This window comes from Chryseobacterium sp. WLY505 (genome assembly GCF_030846215.1).
GTDB lineage: Bacteria > Bacteroidota > Bacteroidia > Flavobacteriales > Weeksellaceae > Chryseobacterium.
Window position 1 is genome coordinate 215,452 of sequence record NZ_JAVCWI010000003.1, and the last position, 20,011, is coordinate 235,462.

Genomic DNA, 20,011 nt, shown 5'->3' on the forward strand with positions numbered 1-20,011 from the left:
TCTAGAGGGTTCTTAGCTCAGTTGGTTCAGAGCATCTGGTTTACACCCAGAGGGTCGGGGGTTCGAATCCCTCAGGACCCACAGAAAAGGAAACGAAACCTTTCAAAAAAATTCGGGTTCTTAGCTCAGTTGGTTCAGAGCATCTGGTTTACACCCAGAGGGTCGGGGGTTCGAATCCCTCAGGACCCACAAAAAATCTCTCAGATTTCTGGGAGATTTTTTTTATTTTATTCTTACCACTTTCCCGGGTATCTAAAAATCAATTTACGCTTTTTCATCAGTATCAGATAAATAATAAATATTACACGTCAAGTTCTGGCGTTGGCAAGGATTAGCTTTGTTTAGTAATATTAAACACAATACTAATTGCTAAAACACAGCTTATGAAAAAAGAATTTGACGATGATTGGGAAGATGACCTTTCAGGATATAAGGTTATCTCTATAGAAGATTTAAACAAGGGATTTGTGGGTGACAAGAGCGCTTTAGGTGATTATATAGTTAACAAAGATAACTCTCCCTATTACAGAAGTCCATTCCATGATTATAGAAACACACCTTTAGGCTATTCTTATCTTACAGATAACCCTGTATCAATATTTGCTTCAACAGGAGTCAATGATAAAGGAGAAACAGGATATGAGTATTACGCAGAAGTTCTGCCCTGTGAAACAGGTTCACAGGTATATGGAAGCTATCAGGCTAATGCCAGAAAGAAACAGGCTTTATTTCTGTTCTATGAGAAACCTAATCCTAACAAATCAAACTTTTCTGGTGACTTTTATATTGCCAAAATGGGAGATTACTTTGTACAACTCTTCAAGAGATTTCCAGAACCATTGCCCTCCAATATAAATGGTCAGTTCTTCAGGAATATCACCTCCATAGAAGATGAAGCTGCCTATCTGACACAGTTGGCTTATACTTTTGAGAAAGATAAAATAGATGCTAATATTGTTCATCAGGCATTAATGAGAGAATATCAGTTTTACACAGGAGATAGGAGGTTTGAAGAGATTATAGGAAATATTTCATCTATTCCTGCAGATGCCATTGGCTGGTGTGCTGAAAAGTTAGAAGCCTTTAAGCCTACAGAGAAAAATTACAATCCTAAGGCTAAAGATTATTCTCCATTAATTCCTATTATAGGAGGTGTTGGAGTTCCTGTTACTATGAATAAAGCTGCACAGTTCTTTGAGAATCTGGGTGACAATCCTTTTGTTCAAGGAGCTGAAGTTGCTTTTTCAAAGGTCTGGTCAATGGTAAAACAGGCCGCAAACAAAGTTAAAGAAGCGTCTATAGGCCACCTTCCTGATGCTTTTAAAAAGCTGGTTAATAAGATTACAGGAGTCATTAATGATATTAAATCCTTTCTGACCAATATAACAGATGATCTTAGTGACATGATAAAGCAAGGGGTAGAGGTTCTTAAAATAGCCAATGCTTTTTATTGTGGTTTTAATAGTGGACTGATCAGCCTTATACAATGCTTGCTGTATATTTTAGAGTTTCTTTTACAGCCTACAACTGCTTTCTCCTATCAGCAGTATCTTGAAAGAAGAGACTTGATGGAAAAAGCTGAGGATATACTGGATTGGGTAACAGAGAATGTTCCTAAGTTCTTACAGGGAATTAAAGACCTATTCAAAGCCAGTGGAAGCATTTCTCAATCTGATACGGAAGGAATACTGGACAAGATGAAAGAATATTTTGGTGATGTTTCAAGATATACAGTAGCTTTTTATGTAGGCATTTTTGCTTTTGAACTACTAATTAATATTCTGCTACTTATTTTTACAGAGGGTGCAGGGAATGTGGTAAAAGGAGCTACTTATGCCCAGAAAGCAGCAAGTCTATTAAAGGTTCTGGCAAGAGAAACTGTTTCTGTGGCAACACTTGGAATTACAGATTTACTGACTTTTCTTTCAAGATTTATTATTAGATTTGGAAAGGCTTGTGCTAAGGGATTTAAAGGATTTATCAGGTTTGTTGAAGAATTATTACAAGGGGCTAAAAACGGTGCTAAAGCAGAAGATTTAGCCATGACAACAGAGGAGATTGAAGAAATTGTGTTACAAGGAAAGAAAGTTCAAAGCATTTTTAACATTCTTGCCAGTGCAAGAATAGGCTTTAAAAAGCTTGGTATTGAAATTCTGGCTAAAGCTGATGGTTATCTTCTGAAATGGAGAGAAAAACCTATTTTCAAAGGAGACTTTAAAGAGGTCAACGCTTTCTGGAGTAAGATACTCAAACCTAGAATAGGCACTGGAACAGGAGGAATTTTAAAATACCTTGAAGTACTTTCCAGAAATATGGTTGCACAAGAGCATAATATGTCTTGTGCTGCTGCATGTATCAGACAATTAGCTAAAGACCATGGAATCGAACTAACTGAAAAAGTTATTAGGGAGTTTGCAAGAACTACTGAAGAAATGGGAACTTTTCCTGATGGAATTTTAGACGCTCTGAAAAAAGTATTTAAGGATAAAGAGATTCTTGATAGAACTTTTATCAGAAATCCAGATAATTTGATGCCATTAATTTTAGAAGATATTTCAAAAGAAGGTTCATGGATAGGTATAGTCTTACCAGAAAATGGTAACTATCATGTTATCATTGTTGATAAAATTGTTGATGGAAAAGTCTTTGTTCGAGACCCATGGCCTCCTGAAGGGATAGGAAAAGGAAAAGGAATTGAAGCAGTGATTGGCTTGGATGAGTTTGCAGACTCTTGGTTACGAGGTGGAGCTTCTAGTTATCATGTGAAATAATTAAAATTATATATAATGAACATAAAAGAAATTATAAATAAACTTTCTGACGAAGGTTATAATCCTTATTTACAAGAAAAATTGGGAATCATTTTTAATAGTATTGATGATAACAAGGGAAATCCTAAAGTGAATTCTGTATCACAAATTAGAATTGAAAAAGAAAAAATTATCATACAATACCCCTTAGGACAAATTCCTGTTGAGAAAGAATTCAAGACTATTGAAGAACTCTTAAAGTTTGTAAGACAAGTGTTTCCAATATAGGATTAACTATGTTAAAATTAATAAAAGAAGAATTAGAAAGTGAAGGTTACTCACCTATAATTCACAAAATACAAGACAAAGAAATTCTTTTCTTTTCACTTGAAGATGAAAACAGAAACCCCTTAATGAATACAGTTTCAAATATCATATTTGAAAATGGCATAATTACCTTAACCTATTTTGTTAAGTTGGTTGATGTTAAAAAAGAATTTAAAACCATAGAAGAACTCATGAAGTTTGTAAGACACCTTTTCCCTTTGGACAAATAGATATCTTAATATTTCTAAATAAAACCATTCTTGAATTATAGTAAAGAATGGTTTTGTATTTTATAAATATATTTTGCAATCATCAACATCTAAAAATCTGTCCTAAGCAAATCACAAACCTTCTCCTCCACTTTCCTTATATTTATATACCTTTGCCTGCAATTGAATTCGCCAGGCGTGAAGCAGCTCCATCTCATATCATTCAATTATCCCTACCCTCCTTCTTACGGTGGGATTATTGATGTGTACTATAAAATCAAGGCCTTATCTGATCTGGGAATAAAGATTCACCTGCACTGTTTTGTAGATCAAATCCCTCATAAGATAGATCCGGAAGTCAAAGAGATGACGGAAAATGTATTTTTTTATCAAAAGAAAAAGAATCCACTCCTCTATTTCTCAGCAACACCTTTTGCTGCTGCTATCAGAGATTCTGAAGGCCTGCTTAAAAATCTGGAGAAGGACAAAGCTCCCATATTGTTCGAAGGCTTACAAACCACCCAAATTATACGGTTTTTGAGAGAGAATGACCACAAACTCTACCTCCGTTATCACAATAACGAAAAGGAGTACTATAAAGGTCTTTCTGTGTCTGAGAAGAACCTATTTAAAAAGATCATCTATAAAATTGAATCTTTAAAGTATTCCGGATATCAGAAAAAACTTTTAAAGAAATTTGAAGCTGTATTCTGTCTGTCTGAAAAGGAATATAGTGAAGTAGAAACCTATTCGGAAAATGCACACCTGATACATATCTTTCACGGTAATGAATCGGTAAAGGAATTGGACACCAATGGAAAGTATTTTCTTTTTCATGGAGACCTCAGCACTGCAGACAATAAAAGAGCATTAAATGAGACTATCGGTTTATTTAAAACGCTTCCGCAATATCAACTGGTTGTAGCCTCCGATCGTGCCAGTGAAGACATGAAAAGGAAAATTTCAGAAGTTGAAAATATCAGCCTCACTCCTATTCAAACCACAGAAAATCTTTATAGCCTTCTGGAAGATGCCCATGGCAATATTTTGATTTCTTACCAGAATTCCGGAACCAAGGTGAAGCTGTTTAATACGCTTTACAACAGCCGTTTTGTCATTATCAACGAAAATATCACAGATGATCGTGTTTTGAAGAGTGTATGCCTGTTTGGGTCCGATATGAATGAAATTCGCCAACACATTGTAACCTCAGCTGAAAAAGAGTATCATGATACTGAAAAGAGAAAGGAAATTTTAGAAAAAACCCACTCTGATAAAGCTAAAGCTAATGAGATGGTCAAGATTATTTTTAAAAATTAACCCTGTCTATCACGCCTTGAATATTAAATTCTTCAAGACATGCCCAGTCGCCTCTGTAACATTCTTTATCTCCAAAAACCGAACACGGCCTGCAGCTCAGGTCTTTTACCTGAACAACATCTTCTTCACTCTGCCCGAATCCTAAAAATCCTGCATATGGATGAGTAGCTCCCCAAATAGAAACACATCGTGTTCCTACAAGACTTGCAAGGTGCATATTGGCAGAATCCATGGATATCATCAGTTCCAGCCCGGCAATATGACTGAGTTCTTCTGTAAGGTTTAATGTTCCGGCAAGGTTTTTTGTATTAGGAATCTCTTCTGCCCACTTTTCAAGGGTTTCCGTTTCTTTTTTTCCTCCTCCAAAGAAATATACTGTATGTTTCTGAGCCAGAATCCTTACCAGTTCATAGGATTTCTCCAAAGGAAGCATTTTTCCTTTATGCTGGGCAAAAGGAGCAAACCCAATTCCTGATTTTTGTTCTGAAACCGGTCTTAATTGATGAGAAAGTTCAACTTTGAATCCCATTTCACGAAAGACATCAGCATAACGTTCCACTGTTTTTTTCAGCTGTACCTTTTCCAGATTCCAGATATCCGTAAGATGTTCTTTTTCTTCTTTGCCTTTATTAATTTTAAAAACTTTAAGCCCTTTTCTTCTATATATTCTGTCTAAAACCTTGGTTCGGATTACATCATGGAGGTTGGCAATACAATCCGGATTAAATTCCCGGATCAGTTCGTTACTCAGTTTTCTCAATCCGAAAAGACCTTTGTAGTCATCCAGATCAATTCCCTTAAAAGTTACATTGGAAATTCCAGCAAACAAAGCCTCAAAATTTTTTCTGGAGACCATAATAATTTCCACACCGGGGTTCTGCTCCAGAAATTCTCTGAAAACAGGTACGGTCATCGCAACATCTCCGAATGCGGAAAAACGATATGCTAAAATTCTGGTCACGGTTATGATTTCAGTTGGTAAGCAACTGCATAAAACTTGATCTGCTTGGTCATCGCCATAAGCCCGTTAGCTCTGGAAGGTGAAAGAAATTCCTGTAGTCCTATTTCTCCGATAAAATCAAAATCAGAATCCAGGATTTCCTGAGTGGAATGTCCACTGTAAATACTTACTAAAAGAGAAACGATCCCTTTGGGTAGAATACCGTCAGAATCTGCATTAAAGAAAAGCTTCCCATCTTTAAATTCAGCATCAATCCAAACTTTGCTCTGGCAGCCTTTAATCAGATTTTCTTCTGTTTTCTTATCTTCAGCCAAGCCTTTCAGCTCTTTTCCAAGATCAATGATGTACTCATACTTTTGCTCCCAATCTTCAAGAAAAGCGAATTCATCTATTATTTCCTGCTGTTTTTCTTTAATGGTCATTTTAAATCAAATTTCTTTTGCAAAGATAACCAATTTTGTAAAAATTATTTACAGGATGCTTTTTCAAAAAGTTGGAGGATTTTCGTCTCTTCATTCTCCCAGCAAAATACCTCTGCTGCCTTATTTAATTCGCTTTGGTAATGCTGTCTTCCTCGCTGAAGAATAAGATTGACTGCTTTCTCAATGGTTTCAGGCTGATGATCCTGAATAATTTCTCCCACATCAAACTGATTTTTTATCCTTTGCATCTCCGGGAAATTAATCATGACAAGTGGTACTCTCGATTGGATATAGTCACAAACTTTATTAGGAAGCGAATAATAGTAGCTTACCCCATTATTTTCTTCAAGACTGAATCCTGCATCAACCGTTTTGGTTATTTCCCTGAGGTTTTCCGGTTTCAGTTTACCCAGGAAAAATACTTTATCCTGAAGCTTTTCCTGAATAACAAGTTCCTCATATTCTTTTTTCTTCGGACCATCCCCTGCAATTTTCAGAACAGCATCTTTAATATGATGCATGGCAACAATCATCTTTTCTATTCCTCTGGATTGATTGATTGCTCCCTGATACAAAATAATTTTAGGATGATTTTCAGGAATTTCCGGTGCAGAAAGAATTTTTCTCGGAATATTTCTAACCACTACCGGATTAACATTATATTGTTCATGAAACCATTCAGCATAGCTTTCACTTTCGGTCATCATCAGTTCCATATGAGGAACCAGTTTTCTTTCAAGAACTCTCCAGAATTTCTGAGAAAATCTGTTCTGAACCGATGGCATTTCCGTAAAAATTTCATGGCTGTCAAAGACTAACGGAATGTTCAGTTTTCTGGCAATGAGATAATTTGGCAGAAGTGCATCGATGTCATTGGCATGAAGGATCGTATCTTTGTCCGCTTTTTTCTTCAGTTCTTTGTATAATTTCCAGTTGAACTCAAAATAAGCGGTCTTTAAACTTTTAGACTTCAATCCTATTCTGGAAAAGGGATAAGGACGCTCCATTTTTTCATTTCCTTCCCAGTCGTTACCGATCAATTCAATGGAATATCCGTTATCAAAAAGGGTTTTGCACACCTTCTCTATCCGTTGGTCAGTATACAGATTACTAAAAGCAGAAGTAATAATTTTTTTCCTCATCAATCTTTCTTGTCTAGTATTAAATAATAAATCTGAATGAAACAAATAAGTCCGTTGGGTATAATAACCGGCCAAAGCATTCCATTAAAGATACCATAAATGACAAAACAAAAACAGCCAATCATGTTGACCACTCTGATTTTTCTTACATCTTTCAGTATGAAACTCAATACGATAAAAAGAGAAGCAGAATAGCCGATGTAATTAGTAATTTCAGTATTCATGGGGAAAATTTAAGGTTACAAACTTAATCATTTTCAATAAGATAATAAATTTTTTTCTGCCATAAAGTCATTAATTGATTTTTGGTAAAATATTTGTAATTTAGATAATGAATAAAAGGTAATGTTGCCTTTGTTCTAATGAGATATATTATGGATTATAAGTTTTCACAAGGTTTGAGCCAGGTGTTCAAACAAAGCAAAAGCGAAGCTAAAAGGCTGAAAAGTGAATTTCTTAATACAGAACATCTACTTTTAGGTATTATAAAAACGGAAAACTCTGCAAAAGAAATCCTTCAAAACCTTAATGCGGATTTAACACAAATCAGAAGAAAAATTGAAACTTTAAATACAGCAAGTCTTAATCCTATTTCTGAAGAGGTTACCAATATTTCTTTCACCAAGATGGCAGACCATGCCATTAAACGTGCAGAGTTAGAATGCCGTCAATATAAAAGCAATGAAATTAATACCGTTCACCTGCTTTTAGGTATTCTTTATAAATATGAAGATCCTACTTCAAATATTCTGGGAGCTTATGACATCGACTACGAAGGAGTTTCAAGAGAGTACCAGACAATGCTTAAAAATTCAGGACAGTCTCCTCAGATGAGCGCTTACGATGATGATGATGAGAGAGAGGAATTTGAGCAAATGAGAAAACCTACAGGAAATCTAGGTTCTGCAAAAAGTAAAACCCCTACATTGGATAACTTTGGTAGAGATCTTACTTCTTTGGCAAGGGATGGAAAACTGGACCCGGTAATCGGGCGTGAAAAAGAAATTGAGAGAGTTTCTCAGATCTTATCGCGTAGAAAGAAAAACAACCCACTTCTTATCGGGGAGCCTGGAGTTGGTAAATCTGCCATTGCTGAAGGTTTAGCATTAAGAATTCAACAGAAAAAAGTGTCGAGAGTTCTTTACGGAAAACGTGTCATCACATTAGACCTGGCAAGTTTAGTTGCCGGAACTAAGTACCGTGGTCAGTTTGAGGAGAGAATGAAGGCCATTATGACGGAACTGGAGAAAAACAGAGATGTCATCTTATTTATTGATGAGCTACATACGATTGTGGGAGCAGGAAGTTCGACGGGAAGTTTAGATGCTTCCAATATGTTCAAACCGGCTTTAGCAAGAGGTGAGATTCAATGCATCGGGGCTACTACCCTTGATGAGTACCGTCAGTATATTGAAAAAGACGGAGCTTTAGAAAGAAGATTCCAGAAAGTAATGGTGGAACCTACTTCTATTGATGAAACTGTTCAGATCTTGAATCAGATCAAAGATAAATATGAAGAGCATCATAATGTCATCTATACTCCGGAGGCAATTCTGGCTTGTGTCAATCTGACATCAAGATATATTACAGACCGTTTCCTTCCGGACAAAGCGATTGATGCTATGGACGAAGCGGGATCCCGTGTTTATATTAAAAACATGAAAGTTCCTACAGAAATCATTGATTTTGAAAAGAAAATCGAAGAGATCAAAGAACTGAAACAGAAAGCTGTAAAAGCTCAGGACTATCTTGAAGCAAGAAAGCTGAAAGATGAAGAAGAACGTCTTCAGATGGAACTGAATGCTGCTCAGGAAAAATGGGATAAGGATGTAAAAGAGAAAAAAGAAACCGTAACGGAAGAAAATGTAGCGGAAGTGGTTTCTATGATGAGCGGAGTTCCTGTAACGAAAGTCGGTAAGAACGAGCTTGACAAACTTGCCCAAATGGATGAGAAGCTGAACGGAAAAGTGATCGGTCAGGAAGATGCTGTGAAGAAAGTAGTGAAAGCTATTCAAAGAAACAGAGCAGGTCTTAAAGATCCTAACCGCCCTATTGGTACCTTTATTTTCCTTGGAACAACCGGGGTTGGTAAAACCGAATTGGCAAAAGTAATGGCAAGAGAACTATTCGAATCCGATGAATCACTGATCAGAATTGACATGAGTGAATACATGGAGAAATTCGCGGTATCGAGATTGGTTGGTGCGCCTCCGGGATACGTTGGATACGAAGAAGGTGGTCAGCTGACAGAAGCGGTAAGAAGAAAACCTTATGCAGTAGTTCTTTTGGATGAGATTGAAAAAGCTCACCCGGATGTATTCAATATTCTGTTGCAGATTTTGGATGAAGGACACGTTACAGACAGTTTAGGAAGAAAAATTGATTTTAGAAATACCATCATTATTCTGACTTCAAATATCGGAACAAGAGATCTTAAAGACTTTGGAGACGGTGTAGGATTCGGAACTTCTGCGAAGAAAACAACTTCAGATTCAAGAGCAAGAAGCACGATTGAAAATGCCCTTAAAAAAGCATTTGCACCGGAATTCTTAAACAGAATTGATGATATTGTGATCTTCAACTCTCTTGTACAGGATGATATCAAGAAAATCATTGATATTGAACTGAACAAGCTTTATGGCAGACTTGAAAAATTAGGATATAAAGTAGATCTTACTGAAGAAGCAAAAGACTTTATTTCTGAAAAAGGATGGGATAAAGATTTCGGAGCAAGACCATTGAAACGTGCCATCCAGAAATATATTGAGGACTTATTGGCAGAAATGCTGGTAAACAAGCAATTGAGCGAAGGAGAAACTGTAGTTCTTGATCTTAATGAAGCAAAAGACGGATTGATCGGGAAAACGCAGAAAGCGAAAAAATCGGCTGAAAAGTCTTCTCAATCTTAATTAAATAAATAATTTAATTTCAAATAAAAATTCCCCGGGAAGTTTCCCGGGGATTTTTGTTTTATAAGCTTTAGCTGAAGCCGAATGAATTCTGGTTTCTGATTAAACGGGCTAAGGCCCATTGATACTGATAAATTAAATATTAAAGTCCTACCACAAAACCAATATTCGGGATCAGACCGCTGGAAAATACACTCGAATTCTGTTTCCAAAGCACGTTGTACATTAAACCCAGCTGCATGAAGGAATTGTTTCCGATCCGCTGCATATATCCTCCTCCAAGGTATAATGCATTTTCTTCCGTATTGTATTTATAATCGTAGTATTTATCCTTGTAATCAACAAAATAATGCTGATAGTTGGCTCCCACATAAAATGATCTGGCAAAATAATAATTGACAAAAGGACCGACTCCAAACATGGTAGATTTATAATAATCAGAAGTCTGCCACGAAACACTTCCAATTACTCCGCCTTCAAAATCATTGGTAAACCTGTAACCTACTCTTGGTGAAGCGGACAGATTAAAGGCGCTGTTACTTCCAAATCCCAATCCAATGCCTCCTCCAAAAGTCCATTTGCTGTTTTCCTGTACGGGCGCTCCTACAGAAATTTGGGAAAAAACTGATCCTGAAGCTATCAGCATCATAGAAATAATAAACTTTTTCATATGTTATATTTTTGATCTTACAATTATATTCACATCTGTTTCCATCTGCAGATGGGTTGATAAAAAGACAGCATAAAGCTCTATCGTTTTTATCAATGTTTAAAATTATGGTTTTTTTACGAATTTTTTAATTGTATTTTTGCCGCATCAAACTAAGAACTCCCGTTAAGAGTTTCGTAAAATTGAATACAATGAAAGTAGTAGTAGGCCTCTCCGGAGGTGTAGATTCTAGTGTTACAGCGTATTTGCTGCAGCAGCAAGGCCATGAGGTAGTGGCTTTATTTATGAGAAACTGGAACGATGCTTCCGTAACACTTGAAGATGAATGTCCCTGGATTGAGGACAGTAACGATGCCCTTATGGTAGCACAAAAGCTTGGAATTCCTTTCCAGGTGATAGACATGAGTGAACTTTACAAAGAGCGTATCGTTGACTATATGTTTGCCGAATACGAAAAAGGCAGAACTCCCAACCCTGATGTATTGTGTAACAGAGAAGTAAAATTCGATGTGTTTATGAAGACTGCCATGTCTTTGGGCGCAGATAAAGTTGCTACAGGACATTATGCAAGGGTAAATTCTACTTTTGATGAAAACGGTAAAGAAATCTTCCATCTTCTGGCCGGAAAAGACAATAATAAGGATCAGTCTTACTTCCTTTGCCAGCTAAGTCAGGATCAGCTTTCAAAAGCGTTATTCCCAATTGGAGAACTTACAAAGCCTCAGGTAAGAGAAATTGCAAAAGAAATCGGACTGGTAACAGCAGATAAAAAAGATTCTCAGGGATTATGTTTTATCGGAAAAGTAAGTCTTCCCCAGTTTTTACAACAGCAATTGAAACCTAATGAAGGTGAGATTGTAGAAATTTTCAAGGATTCTCCTTTATTTTCGGAAGAAAAACCTGAATTCTCATCCAAAGAAGAAGAACTTGAATTTTTATCAAGAAAAATCAATTATAAAAAATCTGACGGAAAAGTAATCGGGAAACATCAGGGAGCCCAGTTTTTCACGATCGGACAAAGTAAAGGGCTTGGTATAGGCGGCCACAAAGAAAGCTGTTTTATCATCTCCAGAGATATGGAAAACAACATCCTTTTCGTAGGAGAAGGAAGCCATTTCCCCGGTCTTCACAAAAAAGCTTTGAAAATAGATAATTCTGAACTGCACTGGGTTCGTGAAGATTTGAGACTTCAAAACGGAGGATCTAAGGAAGTAATGGCCAGATTCAGATACAGACAGCCTTTGCAGAAAGCAACTCTATATCAGTTTGAGAATGCTTTTTATATTGAATTTGATGAACTTCAGTCTGCTATTGCTGAAGGACAGTTTGCTTCATGGTATATCGATGAGGAACTGATCGGCAGCGGCGTGATTTCGTAAGAGTTTTTGAGATTCGGGTTACGGGGTGCGGGATTCGGGTAGTTGAGATGTTTTTTTTTAAAGAAAATATTTTTTTGAAATTTTCTGTAACGTTTTTTAAGTTGGCATACTTACTCAGTAAATAACAAAAAAAATACTACTATGAAAACATCTTCAAAAAACCAGTACGCTTATGTAAACAATATTCTGATTGCTATTGTATCCTCTATTTTCGGTTATAATCTTTATCAGGCCATTGTACATCCGGAAAACTCCAATATCGCGATCAGTCTTATTTTAGTCGTTCTGACTTCCGTTATGGTTCGAAAATATGGCTATCAGCCCGCAAAAGAAGAAAAGAAAGATATTTAATATCAACAACACATAATAAAGCCCGGAACATTTTTGTTTCGGGTTTGTTTTTAAAAATAAATTTTACTTTATCTTTTCATTGACATGACCTGAGATAAAAATCAATGTAACAATACCTTCTGCTATTAAGATCATAGCAAGAAACCCAACAGGTTTTCCCAACATGATACCTCTGATAAGCTTGATAATTCCCAACAAGAAAATAAATCCTGCGAAATAAAATGTCGCTCCCGAAATGGTTTCTTTCAAAAAATTCAGCATAAAAAGCGAAGCATAAAATCCGAGAAGCAGGATGAGATAAAACCTCAGAAAGTCTGGACCTTTAAGAGTAACAGGATTAAATGTCTGATGGACTGCCATAAGCCCTATAAGACTTATCACTACCGGCAGTGAATGAATGATGAGTTTTTTCATAATGATTAATTTTATTATCCTCCACAGCCTCCGCATCCCCCACAACCACCGCAGCCGCTTCCACAACCGCCGCCTCCGCTGCAGCTTGATCCGCCACAACTTCCTCCGTCATTATTTTGCTTATCTTTTCTGTTAGGGTCAGAAACTTCCTGATCTCCTATGATTGAAACGATAGTTCCCAGAATGAAAATAATCCCAAATACAACTGCAGTAACCATTAACCCCGAAAAGTTATCTCCTTCTGTGCATGAAAATAAAAGCAGTAACAAAAATATGGGAGCAAAGAAGGTCATTTTTCTCAGCCAGGATTGTACTTTTGACTTTTTACTACTCTCTCTCCAGATTTCTTCGGGTGCTTCTTGCCGGAAAATCTGCCGATAACTTGTTAAAGTATCTTCAAACCAGTTCTGATGTTTTTCTTTCTCTGCAAATCCACCTTTCGAAGGATGATGATGAAGTGGCTTTTTTAAAATATGCGGACAGAATTCTTCCCAATAATTTTGGGTGTAGATCAGGTGCATATGCCAAACCTTGTCAACGATGTTACTTGGAGAAGCTCCATGGGGAAGAATACAACAGAGATACACAAACTTTTTGTACTCTTCAATCGCTTTTTTGGCGAAATCAAGACTCCAGCGTTCTTCTTTTGCGAGTTTTTTTGAGAAAGGGAACTCGACACCGGGAGCATCCAGAGAAAATTCCTGTATCCTGTTCCAAAGGGACTCATCTTGCAATAGCATTTTTGTTTCCATTGTTTTGATTTTTGTTTTCTATTCAAATATCAATAGATTACACAATATAAAAGTCTTTCAAAAATCTTTTTTGGTTTGAAAAAAGTCTTAAATTGGTCTTACAAATACACACCATGAAAAAGGAAGATATCCTGCATCTTGAGAAACTCATGAATTTCTTAAGCCGGCAATTTTTAAAGAAAAACCATTGGGAAGATGTTACCAAAACTGAATGGTCTTATATAAGCACTGAACTGAATGAGCTGATTATCAATGATCATTCAGAAAAAGAGATCAAAAAAGAACCAGATCTTCTGGGAGCGAATTATCTGTACGAACATCTGATCATCAATAAACTGAAAAAATTCAGACAGAATGACAATGCTGTTTTAAGCAGACCTAACCTTGCCAAACTGAGTTTAATTGTCAAGGTCTTGGGGTATTCCAATTACATAGATTTTATAAATTCAAATACGGAAGCATTCAATTTTAATGATCTGAGGATTGATATAAATAATGCCAATATGAATACCGCACTTTTAGACCGTTTAGTAGGCTGCTGGTATTCTTATAACAGAAATCTGCCCGACAATCCTTTGATGGCAAAAGAAGACCGCATATGGCGTTCTGCCATGGAAATTTACAAGTCGGAAACCACAGGAGAATATTTTATTGAAAGAAGCGGTGGTGATCATCACAAATACTTTGGAAAAGTAACCGCCTATTCTGACTATGTTTTTATTATCATGAACAGCAATACTTTTATTCGTCAGAGGCATTTCATTTCAAGGATAAAGGATATTAAAGAAAAACTTAAGAACCCGGACTATAAACTCCACGAAATCCACTTCATAAGCACGTGCATTAGTTTTAATCAGGAGCCGATTGCTTTGTTTGAAATCTTCAGAAAAGCGGACAGAAAAACCTTTATTTCCGATTCCATCAGCTTTCCCATTGACAGTGATGAAATACCTGAATCAATTGTTAAACAACTTGAAGACACCGAATCTAACAGAATAGATTACAGATAGTTAAAAGAAATAAAAATTATCGGATACAAAAAACTCAATAATAAACATCATCATCAATCTCCATATCACGGCCCCGGAATAAGACTGTTTCGGGGTTTATTGTATTTCTCTTATGCCTGGAATATATTTAAACCTTAAAAATCAATCCATTACCGCAATAATTCTCTAACTTGATGATTTTAAATATGAACCCTTCAATCGTCTTGCTATGGAATATTATGAATTGTATGAAGTTTTGAAAAATCATTTTGATTCCGGAAAAGAAAAGGTTGAAATTAAAGAACTGAATCTAAGCATTGAATCAATCCCTTTTGAATCAAAGGTTTGTGACCTTCTTTATGGCTCAGAAAATCAACATTGCAACAAACATCAGCAAACACTCGAAATCAACAAAAATGGTTATCTCTTGTACAACCAACCCGCTGTAGATATCAAAGATTTTGATATTGAATGCAATAAAAGATTTGAATATCATATCCTGAAGCGGGCAGATATAGAAACAACCGAAGGAGCTTTGTTTTTCTTTCATGGACTGAATGAAAAGAAATGGGATAAATATCTTCCTTGGGCCTATGAACTGGCTCAAAGAACACAAAAGGCTATCATTTTATTTCCTATTGCATTTCATATGGATCGTGCAGATCCTATCTGGAGTGACCGTCACCATATGATGGAAGTCGTTAATTTCAGGAAGAGAAAATATCCGGAAAACATGAATTACTCTTATGTGAATGCTGCCATAAGTTCCAGACTCGAAGCTCATCCTCAAAGAATTTTCTGGTCCGGCCTCCAAACCTATTCTGATATCACAGAAGTGGTAAAGGATATTAAAAAGGGTAAAATCAAAAGTATTTCTCCAGAAGCAAATCTGGATTTATTTGGCTATTCTATAGGATCATTTCTTGCGTTAATTATCAAAATGGCTGATCCCCATGATTATTTTACCCAATCAAAAGTATTCTGTTTTTGTGGAGGAATGACGATCGACAGGATGTTTCCAATCTCCAAATACATCATGGATATTCAGGCCACTGTGAAAATGCAGTCTGTTTTTACGGAATTGCTGAGTTCTGATTTTAAATCGGATCCACGTCTGAAACATTATCAGAATGAAGATTTACATCCACAGGAAAGTTGGTTCAAAAAAATGCTCCGCTACAATTATTTTCAGAGGGAAAGAGAGGAAAGAATTCAGGAAATCCAATCTCAGATTAAAGCCTATGTGTTGGAAAAAGACAGTGTTGCGCCTCCGATAGAAGCATTAAATACACTGCAGGGCGGCTACAGGAATATTAATATAGACATTGAAATCAAAGATTTCCCGTTTGAATACTCTCATATGGTTCCATTTCCGCTTACCCATAAGCATTCAAAAGAAATTACAGAAGCTTTTCACCAGTTTGTACAATCTGCCAGTGATTTCTATAATTCCTGATGATGGATTTTCAGGGATAAAATAGGGCCAGGAATAGTTTAAAGAATAATAATATAAGATCCATGGTGTTTGTTTTTTAAGTTTGTCGTTATCAACTGACCAGCCAGTCTTTAAAATCTTTTACACGATCTCTGCTGACCGTTATTTCCTCTTCAGGCTGAAACTCAAGGTCCACTTTGTAGTAGGGCGAAGTATGAATGTTTTTAATATAATCTGAACTGATAATAAACTGTCTGTTCACCCGGAAAAACTTTTTTGTATCCAGAACATCTTCCAGCTCATCAAGCGTAAAATCTGACGGATAGGTACGGTCTTCAGTCTGAAGATAAACGATTTTATTCTCACTGAAAAAACAGCTTATTTCGTGAGTCTGAATAATCTTAAGGTTATACCCTATTTTTACCAGCACTCTGGAAAGGGTAGATTTTTCTTTTCGGATTAACTGTTTGATATCCTGAGAACCATTGGTGTCATTGGCAGGAATGAAAGATTTAAATTTCTCCACTGCTCCTTCCAGGTCTTCATCAAGGATGGGTTTTAAAAGATAATCAATGCTGTTCAGTTTAAAAGCTTTCAGGGTATATTGGTCAAAGGCTGTCGTATAGATAATGAAACCTTTGGTAGGTGCTTTTTCAAAAATATCAAAAGACAGTCCGTCACCCAAAACAATATCTGAAAAGATCAGCTGCGGATGTTCGTTTTCAGAAAACCAGGCAACACCTTCTTCCACTGATTCTATTTTGGCAACGATCTCTATTTCAGGAAAGTTATTCAACATTCTCTCTAATTTCCTTGAAGCAGGTTTTTCATCTTCGATAATGACAGTTTTGATCATTGAGTTTAAGTTTTGGTTTTCAGATTTTAGGAAATAAAGTTATATAAAAGTGGACAGATTTTAATAGTGTATCGTTTTTTTCTCTTTTCTGAGTTCTTTTTCAATCATATCTTTTTCCCATTCGGAATCAAAAAGAAAAAGTTTTATCGCTTTTACGAGGATAATAAACGCCCAGATTCCAAGGATTGTATATCTGTCAAACCAATGAAAGCTGATCATCTTTTCGCCAAAAATATCATCAGGAATGATCAGAACGGCGAATAGGGCAAATATAAAAATGCTTTTATAGAATTTTCTGATGTTGTGGGTTCTTGTGTGGGCAGTTTCGTAATCCATGATTTATAAGTTTTAAATTATTAACGTTTAAAATGTTTTAATTTTTTGTTTTTCATCCTTCTCCATCAATTCTCTGATTTTTCTTTCCTCCCAGCTTTTACCAATTCCAAATACGTTGATGGCATGAAATGCAATCCCTATTCCCCAACCCAATGCAGGCCATAGAAACCATAAATATCCGGGAGCAGTCATCAGATTCAGTATTGCAAGGAAAGGAATTACGATACCATAAGAAGTAAGGTTTCCATAAAATTCTTTCAGGTCTTTCACTCTTTTTGAAGCCTTTCTATAAGCAATTGTTTCTTTGTCTGGTAAAATTTCCATAATGTTTTGTTTTTGAAGGTTGATTTGTTTTTTCTTGAGTCAAAGGTAGTTCAGGAAAGGTTCATCAATCAATTTTATATTACCGAATGGTAGATTATGCTATCCGAATCGTAAAATCCTGTAATTAATAGATAAAAGGGATCAATTTTTTGGTGCTTTTTCTGTATTCAATATATTCATCCCCGAACTGTTCTATCAGCGTCTGCTCTTCAATTTTTATTCTGTAGGCAAAGGCTAAAAACGGAGGAACAAAAGCAAAAATCAATGACAACCAGTTATTTAAATACAAACCAAGACCAAGAGAAGTTAGCAAAGAAAAAGCATAGGAAGGATGTCTCAGATATTTATAAAATCCTTCTTTTTTGATTTTGTGATCCTGTCTGATGGTTACATCTACGGTAAAATATTTTCCCAGAGATCTGATGATCACATATCTGACAATAATCCCGATAAGAATAAAAAATTCACCCAGATAGAGAATCCAAACTCCATTAACTATCGGAAAATGAGTATTGTAAAACATAAATACTGAACTTGCAATAGAAAAGGGAATGGCCAGCCATAAAATATTCAGTGTAGATTTATCCTTATTCTTTTGATCTTCTTTGCCGGACTTCAGCATGTTCTTGTAAAGGAATTCCGTGAGAAACCAGGCGGCCATTGAAATGTAGAATAGAATTGATAAAGTATTCATTTTTCAGAAGGTTTTTAAGATTAAACGCTATTCCTTTTAGTGATCTTTCTGTTTATCCATAAGTTCCTTGATCTTCTTATCTTCCCATTTTCTGATAAAATTAACACCAGGGAGAAAAACGGTAACCGCATGTGCTGCAAGCCCTATTCCCCAGAAAGTTGCCGTGAAAAAGTTTTTGAAATGAAAATAACTTTCACCAGGTTTCAGGTGCATACAATTATAGACAACAATCAGAGCATTCACTGCGATATAAGCGAATACATGTCCGTAAAACCCGCGCAGCCTTTCTACCTGTCTTCTTGCCCGTTGATATTCAATATTGTTTTCGTCAAATGTTCCCATGGTTCTATTTTTTTTGTTTGTTCATAATTTCACGGATCTTCTTTTCCTGCCAGGATTCTCCAACGCCAAACACCTGAAATGCGTGAGAAGCAACGCCAATTCCCCATCCCAGTACTGGAAACCAGAACCAATGATTTCTGCTGCTGGTAAAAAGATTAATAAAGATTAAAAAGGCACTTACCGTACAGTAAGAAATCAGGTTCATATAAAAACTCTTAATCTCTTTTACTCTCTTTTGTGCCCGTTTATAGGCGGCAGAATCATCCTCAGGTTTTGAGGTGGAAACTTGTGGTTTAGCCATCAGCACCGGAAGTTTAACTTTAAAATGATCTTCGGATTTTTCGATGAATACATTTCGTTCTGTAAGAAGGGAATAACGCTGTACAATATTTGCCAGCCCAATTCCCGAGCTTTCTTTGATCTGTTCTCTTACCTGAAGATTATTTTCAATGCAGAGGGTATTTCCGTCCGAAAAAATTCTGATAACCAGAGGTTTTGATGATGTAGCAAAATTATGCTTGATACAATTCTCCAGCAATAGCTGCAAAGCCAATGGAACTACATATTTCTGATAATCCTCTTGAGCAACATCGAAGGTAAAATCTACACTGTCTTCAAACCTTGTTTTCAAAAGTTCACAATAGGTTTTTGCAAATTCTATCTCATCTTCAACGGTTACCAGTTCTTTATCTTTTTGTTCAAGTACATATCGGTAAATCTTTGACATTGAAGCGGTAAACTTTTGTGCCTGTCTTGGATTTTCATCAATCAGTGAGCTTAAAACATTCAATGAATTAAAAAGGAAATGTGGATCCAGCTGGTTTTTTAAACTTTCAAACTGGGCATTGGCGGACTTGGCGATAAGCTTCTGTTCCACCACTTCTTTTTTGGAAGTTTTCTTGAGTTCTTCCATAAAACCTTTCGCATGAAGGAAGGCAGAAATCAAAAGGGCAATATTGATCATAAACCAATTGGTAACGCCATATTTGGAGGAAAAGAATACTTCTGTGGTTGCTGTTTTCTGAATCACTACATAGTTCATATAATTACAGAAATACACCAGAATAAAGTTCCCGATAATAATGGAAATGATACTTAAGACCGCTCTCGTGCGGGTAGCTTCGGACCATGGGAATTTTCTGTTGAGAAATTCATTGATAAATCCGTTTCCAAATCCCAGAACAAACGAGTACATGGTGGAAAGGAGCAGCGTAATCAAAAAAGTCTGCAAAGTTTTTTCATCATTAAAAAACAAAAAGAAAAACAATGTAGTTCCCAATGATGTCCAAAGTAAGGTTGTAAAATATTTACGCTTCATGATCTGTTTTCTTGACTCAAAATTAGTTTTTATTAAAGGTATCAAAAATTAATTGTTACCGAAGGGCAGATTTTCTTTTCTGAATGGTATAAAAAAACCTTCACGAATGAA

Annotated in this window: 22 protein-coding genes and 2 tRNA genes; 11 read left to right on the top strand and 13 right to left on the bottom strand. The window is 36.1% G+C overall.

What is annotated here, in order from left to right; all coding sequences use genetic code 11:
• Positions 1-6 precede the first annotated feature (6 nt).
• From RAH34_RS09465 to RAH34_RS09490, 6 genes are all read left to right on the top strand, one after another.
• Positions 7-81 (top strand) — tRNA-Val (locus tag RAH34_RS09465).
• Positions 82-114: 33 nt separating this feature from the next.
• Positions 115-189, top strand: a tRNA-Val gene (locus tag RAH34_RS09470).
• Positions 190-383: 194 nt separating this feature from the next.
• Positions 384-2,771, top strand: a complete 2,388-nt coding sequence (locus tag RAH34_RS09475) for a cysteine peptidase family C39 domain-containing protein (protein ID WP_306595959.1) — start codon at positions 384-386, stop codon at positions 2,769-2,771.
• Positions 2,772-2,786: 15 nt separating this feature from the next.
• On the top strand, positions 2,787-3,038 hold the full coding sequence (locus tag RAH34_RS09480) for a hypothetical protein (RefSeq protein ID WP_306595960.1): 252 nt from the start codon (positions 2,787-2,789) through the stop codon (positions 3,036-3,038).
• Between the two features lie 8 nt (positions 3,039-3,046).
• Positions 3,047-3,307 (top strand): hypothetical protein, encoded by a 261-nt coding sequence (locus tag RAH34_RS09485; protein ID WP_306595961.1) that lies wholly within the window; start codon positions 3,047-3,049, stop codon positions 3,305-3,307.
• 177 nt (positions 3,308-3,484) lie between these two features.
• Positions 3,485-4,606 carry a hypothetical protein gene (locus RAH34_RS09490; protein WP_306595962.1) on the top strand — a complete coding sequence of 374 codons (1,122 nt, stop codon included), beginning with the start codon at positions 3,485-3,487 and terminating at the stop codon, positions 4,604-4,606.
• Here RAH34_RS09490 and RAH34_RS09495 read toward each other — a convergent pair.
• The 4 genes from RAH34_RS09495 to RAH34_RS09510 are packed head-to-tail and all read right to left on the bottom strand — an operon-like array spanning position 4,596 to position 7,355.
• Positions 4,596-5,519, bottom strand: a complete 924-nt coding sequence (locus RAH34_RS09495; RefSeq protein WP_114819785.1) for a glycosyltransferase family 9 protein — start codon at positions 5,517-5,519, stop codon at positions 4,596-4,598. The two genes, RAH34_RS09490 and RAH34_RS09495, sit on opposite strands and share 11 nt — an antisense overlap.
• 50 nt (positions 5,520-5,569) lie before the next feature.
• On the bottom strand, positions 5,570-5,989 hold the full coding sequence (locus RAH34_RS09500; RefSeq protein WP_062672886.1) for a SufE family protein: 420 nt from the start codon (positions 5,987-5,989) through the stop codon (positions 5,570-5,572).
• Positions 5,990-6,033: 44 nt separating this feature from the next.
• Entirely contained in the window at positions 6,034-7,131 is a 1,098-nt protein-coding gene (locus tag RAH34_RS09505; protein WP_306595963.1) for a glycosyltransferase, read from the bottom strand.
• Positions 7,131-7,355, bottom strand: a complete 225-nt coding sequence (locus tag RAH34_RS09510; RefSeq protein ID WP_047426537.1) for a hypothetical protein — start codon at positions 7,353-7,355, stop codon at positions 7,131-7,133. The genes RAH34_RS09505 and RAH34_RS09510 overlap by 1 nt, the downstream gene beginning before the upstream one ends.
• 150 nt (positions 7,356-7,505) lie before the next feature.
• Here RAH34_RS09510 and RAH34_RS09515 point away from each other — a divergent pair, with 150 nt between their 5' ends.
• Positions 7,506-10,040 carry an ATP-dependent Clp protease ATP-binding subunit gene (locus RAH34_RS09515; RefSeq protein WP_114819784.1) on the top strand — a complete coding sequence of 845 codons (2,535 nt, stop codon included), beginning with the start codon at positions 7,506-7,508 and terminating at the stop codon, positions 10,038-10,040.
• A gap of 142 nt (positions 10,041-10,182) precedes the next feature.
• Here the strand turns inward: RAH34_RS09515 and RAH34_RS09520 are convergent, their stop codons facing one another.
• A complete protein-coding gene (locus RAH34_RS09520) occupies positions 10,183-10,710 on the bottom strand; it encodes a hypothetical protein (RefSeq protein WP_306595964.1) in 528 nt (175 codons plus the stop codon).
• A gap of 191 nt (positions 10,711-10,901) precedes the next feature.
• Between RAH34_RS09520 and mnmA the strand changes: the two genes are divergently transcribed.
• Positions 10,902-12,089, top strand: coding sequence for a tRNA 2-thiouridine(34) synthase MnmA (mnmA, locus tag RAH34_RS09525; protein WP_306595965.1), 1,188 nt, complete (start codon positions 10,902-10,904; stop codon positions 12,087-12,089).
• 141 nt (positions 12,090-12,230) lie between these two features.
• Positions 12,231-12,440 (top strand): hypothetical protein, encoded by a 210-nt coding sequence (locus RAH34_RS09530; protein WP_306595966.1) that lies wholly within the window; start codon positions 12,231-12,233, stop codon positions 12,438-12,440.
• Positions 12,441-12,503: 63 nt separating this feature from the next.
• Here RAH34_RS09530 and RAH34_RS09535 read toward each other — a convergent pair whose 3' ends face one another.
• Positions 12,504-12,854, bottom strand: a complete 351-nt coding sequence (locus RAH34_RS09535) for a hypothetical protein (protein WP_306595967.1) — start codon at positions 12,852-12,854, stop codon at positions 12,504-12,506.
• 14 nt (positions 12,855-12,868) lie between these two features.
• Positions 12,869-13,606, bottom strand: coding sequence for a hypothetical protein (locus RAH34_RS09540; protein ID WP_306595968.1), 738 nt, complete (start codon positions 13,604-13,606; stop codon positions 12,869-12,871).
• 113 nt (positions 13,607-13,719) lie between these two features.
• On the opposite strand from RAH34_RS09540, the gene RAH34_RS09545 reads away from it, so the two are divergent.
• Positions 13,720-14,616 carry a hypothetical protein gene (locus RAH34_RS09545; RefSeq protein WP_306595969.1) on the top strand — a complete coding sequence of 299 codons (897 nt, stop codon included), beginning with the start codon at positions 13,720-13,722 and terminating at the stop codon, positions 14,614-14,616.
• Positions 14,617-14,824: 208 nt separating this feature from the next.
• On the top strand, positions 14,825-16,051 hold the full coding sequence (locus RAH34_RS09550) for a DUF6051 family protein (protein ID WP_306595970.1): 1,227 nt from the start codon (positions 14,825-14,827) through the stop codon (positions 16,049-16,051).
• 91 nt (positions 16,052-16,142) lie between these two features.
• On the opposite strand, the gene RAH34_RS09555 is transcribed toward RAH34_RS09550, so the two are convergent.
• From RAH34_RS09555 to RAH34_RS09580, 6 genes are all read right to left on the bottom strand, one after another.
• Positions 16,143-16,886, bottom strand: coding sequence for a LytTR family DNA-binding domain-containing protein (locus tag RAH34_RS09555; protein WP_081906405.1), 744 nt, complete (start codon positions 16,884-16,886; stop codon positions 16,143-16,145).
• 60 nt (positions 16,887-16,946) lie between these two features.
• On the bottom strand, positions 16,947-17,222 hold the full coding sequence (locus RAH34_RS09560; RefSeq protein WP_306595971.1) for a 2TM domain-containing protein: 276 nt from the start codon (positions 17,220-17,222) through the stop codon (positions 16,947-16,949).
• A 27-nt stretch (positions 17,223-17,249) separates the two neighbouring features.
• Positions 17,250-17,546, bottom strand: coding sequence for a 2TM domain-containing protein (locus RAH34_RS09565; protein WP_306595972.1), 297 nt, complete (start codon positions 17,544-17,546; stop codon positions 17,250-17,252).
• Between the two features lie 124 nt (positions 17,547-17,670).
• The gene (locus tag RAH34_RS09570) at positions 17,671-18,240 is read right to left on the bottom strand and encodes an isoprenylcysteine carboxylmethyltransferase family protein (protein WP_306595973.1); all 570 of its coding nucleotides are present in this window, start codon (positions 18,238-18,240) and stop codon (positions 17,671-17,673) included.
• Positions 18,241-18,276: 36 nt separating this feature from the next.
• Positions 18,277-18,582, bottom strand: coding sequence for a 2TM domain-containing protein (locus RAH34_RS09575; protein WP_306595974.1), 306 nt, complete (start codon positions 18,580-18,582; stop codon positions 18,277-18,279).
• Positions 18,583-18,586: 4 nt separating this feature from the next.
• The gene (locus tag RAH34_RS09580; RefSeq protein WP_114819636.1) at positions 18,587-19,900 is read right to left on the bottom strand and encodes a 2TM domain-containing protein; all 1,314 of its coding nucleotides are present in this window, start codon (positions 19,898-19,900) and stop codon (positions 18,587-18,589) included.
• Positions 19,901-20,011 lie beyond the last annotated feature (111 nt).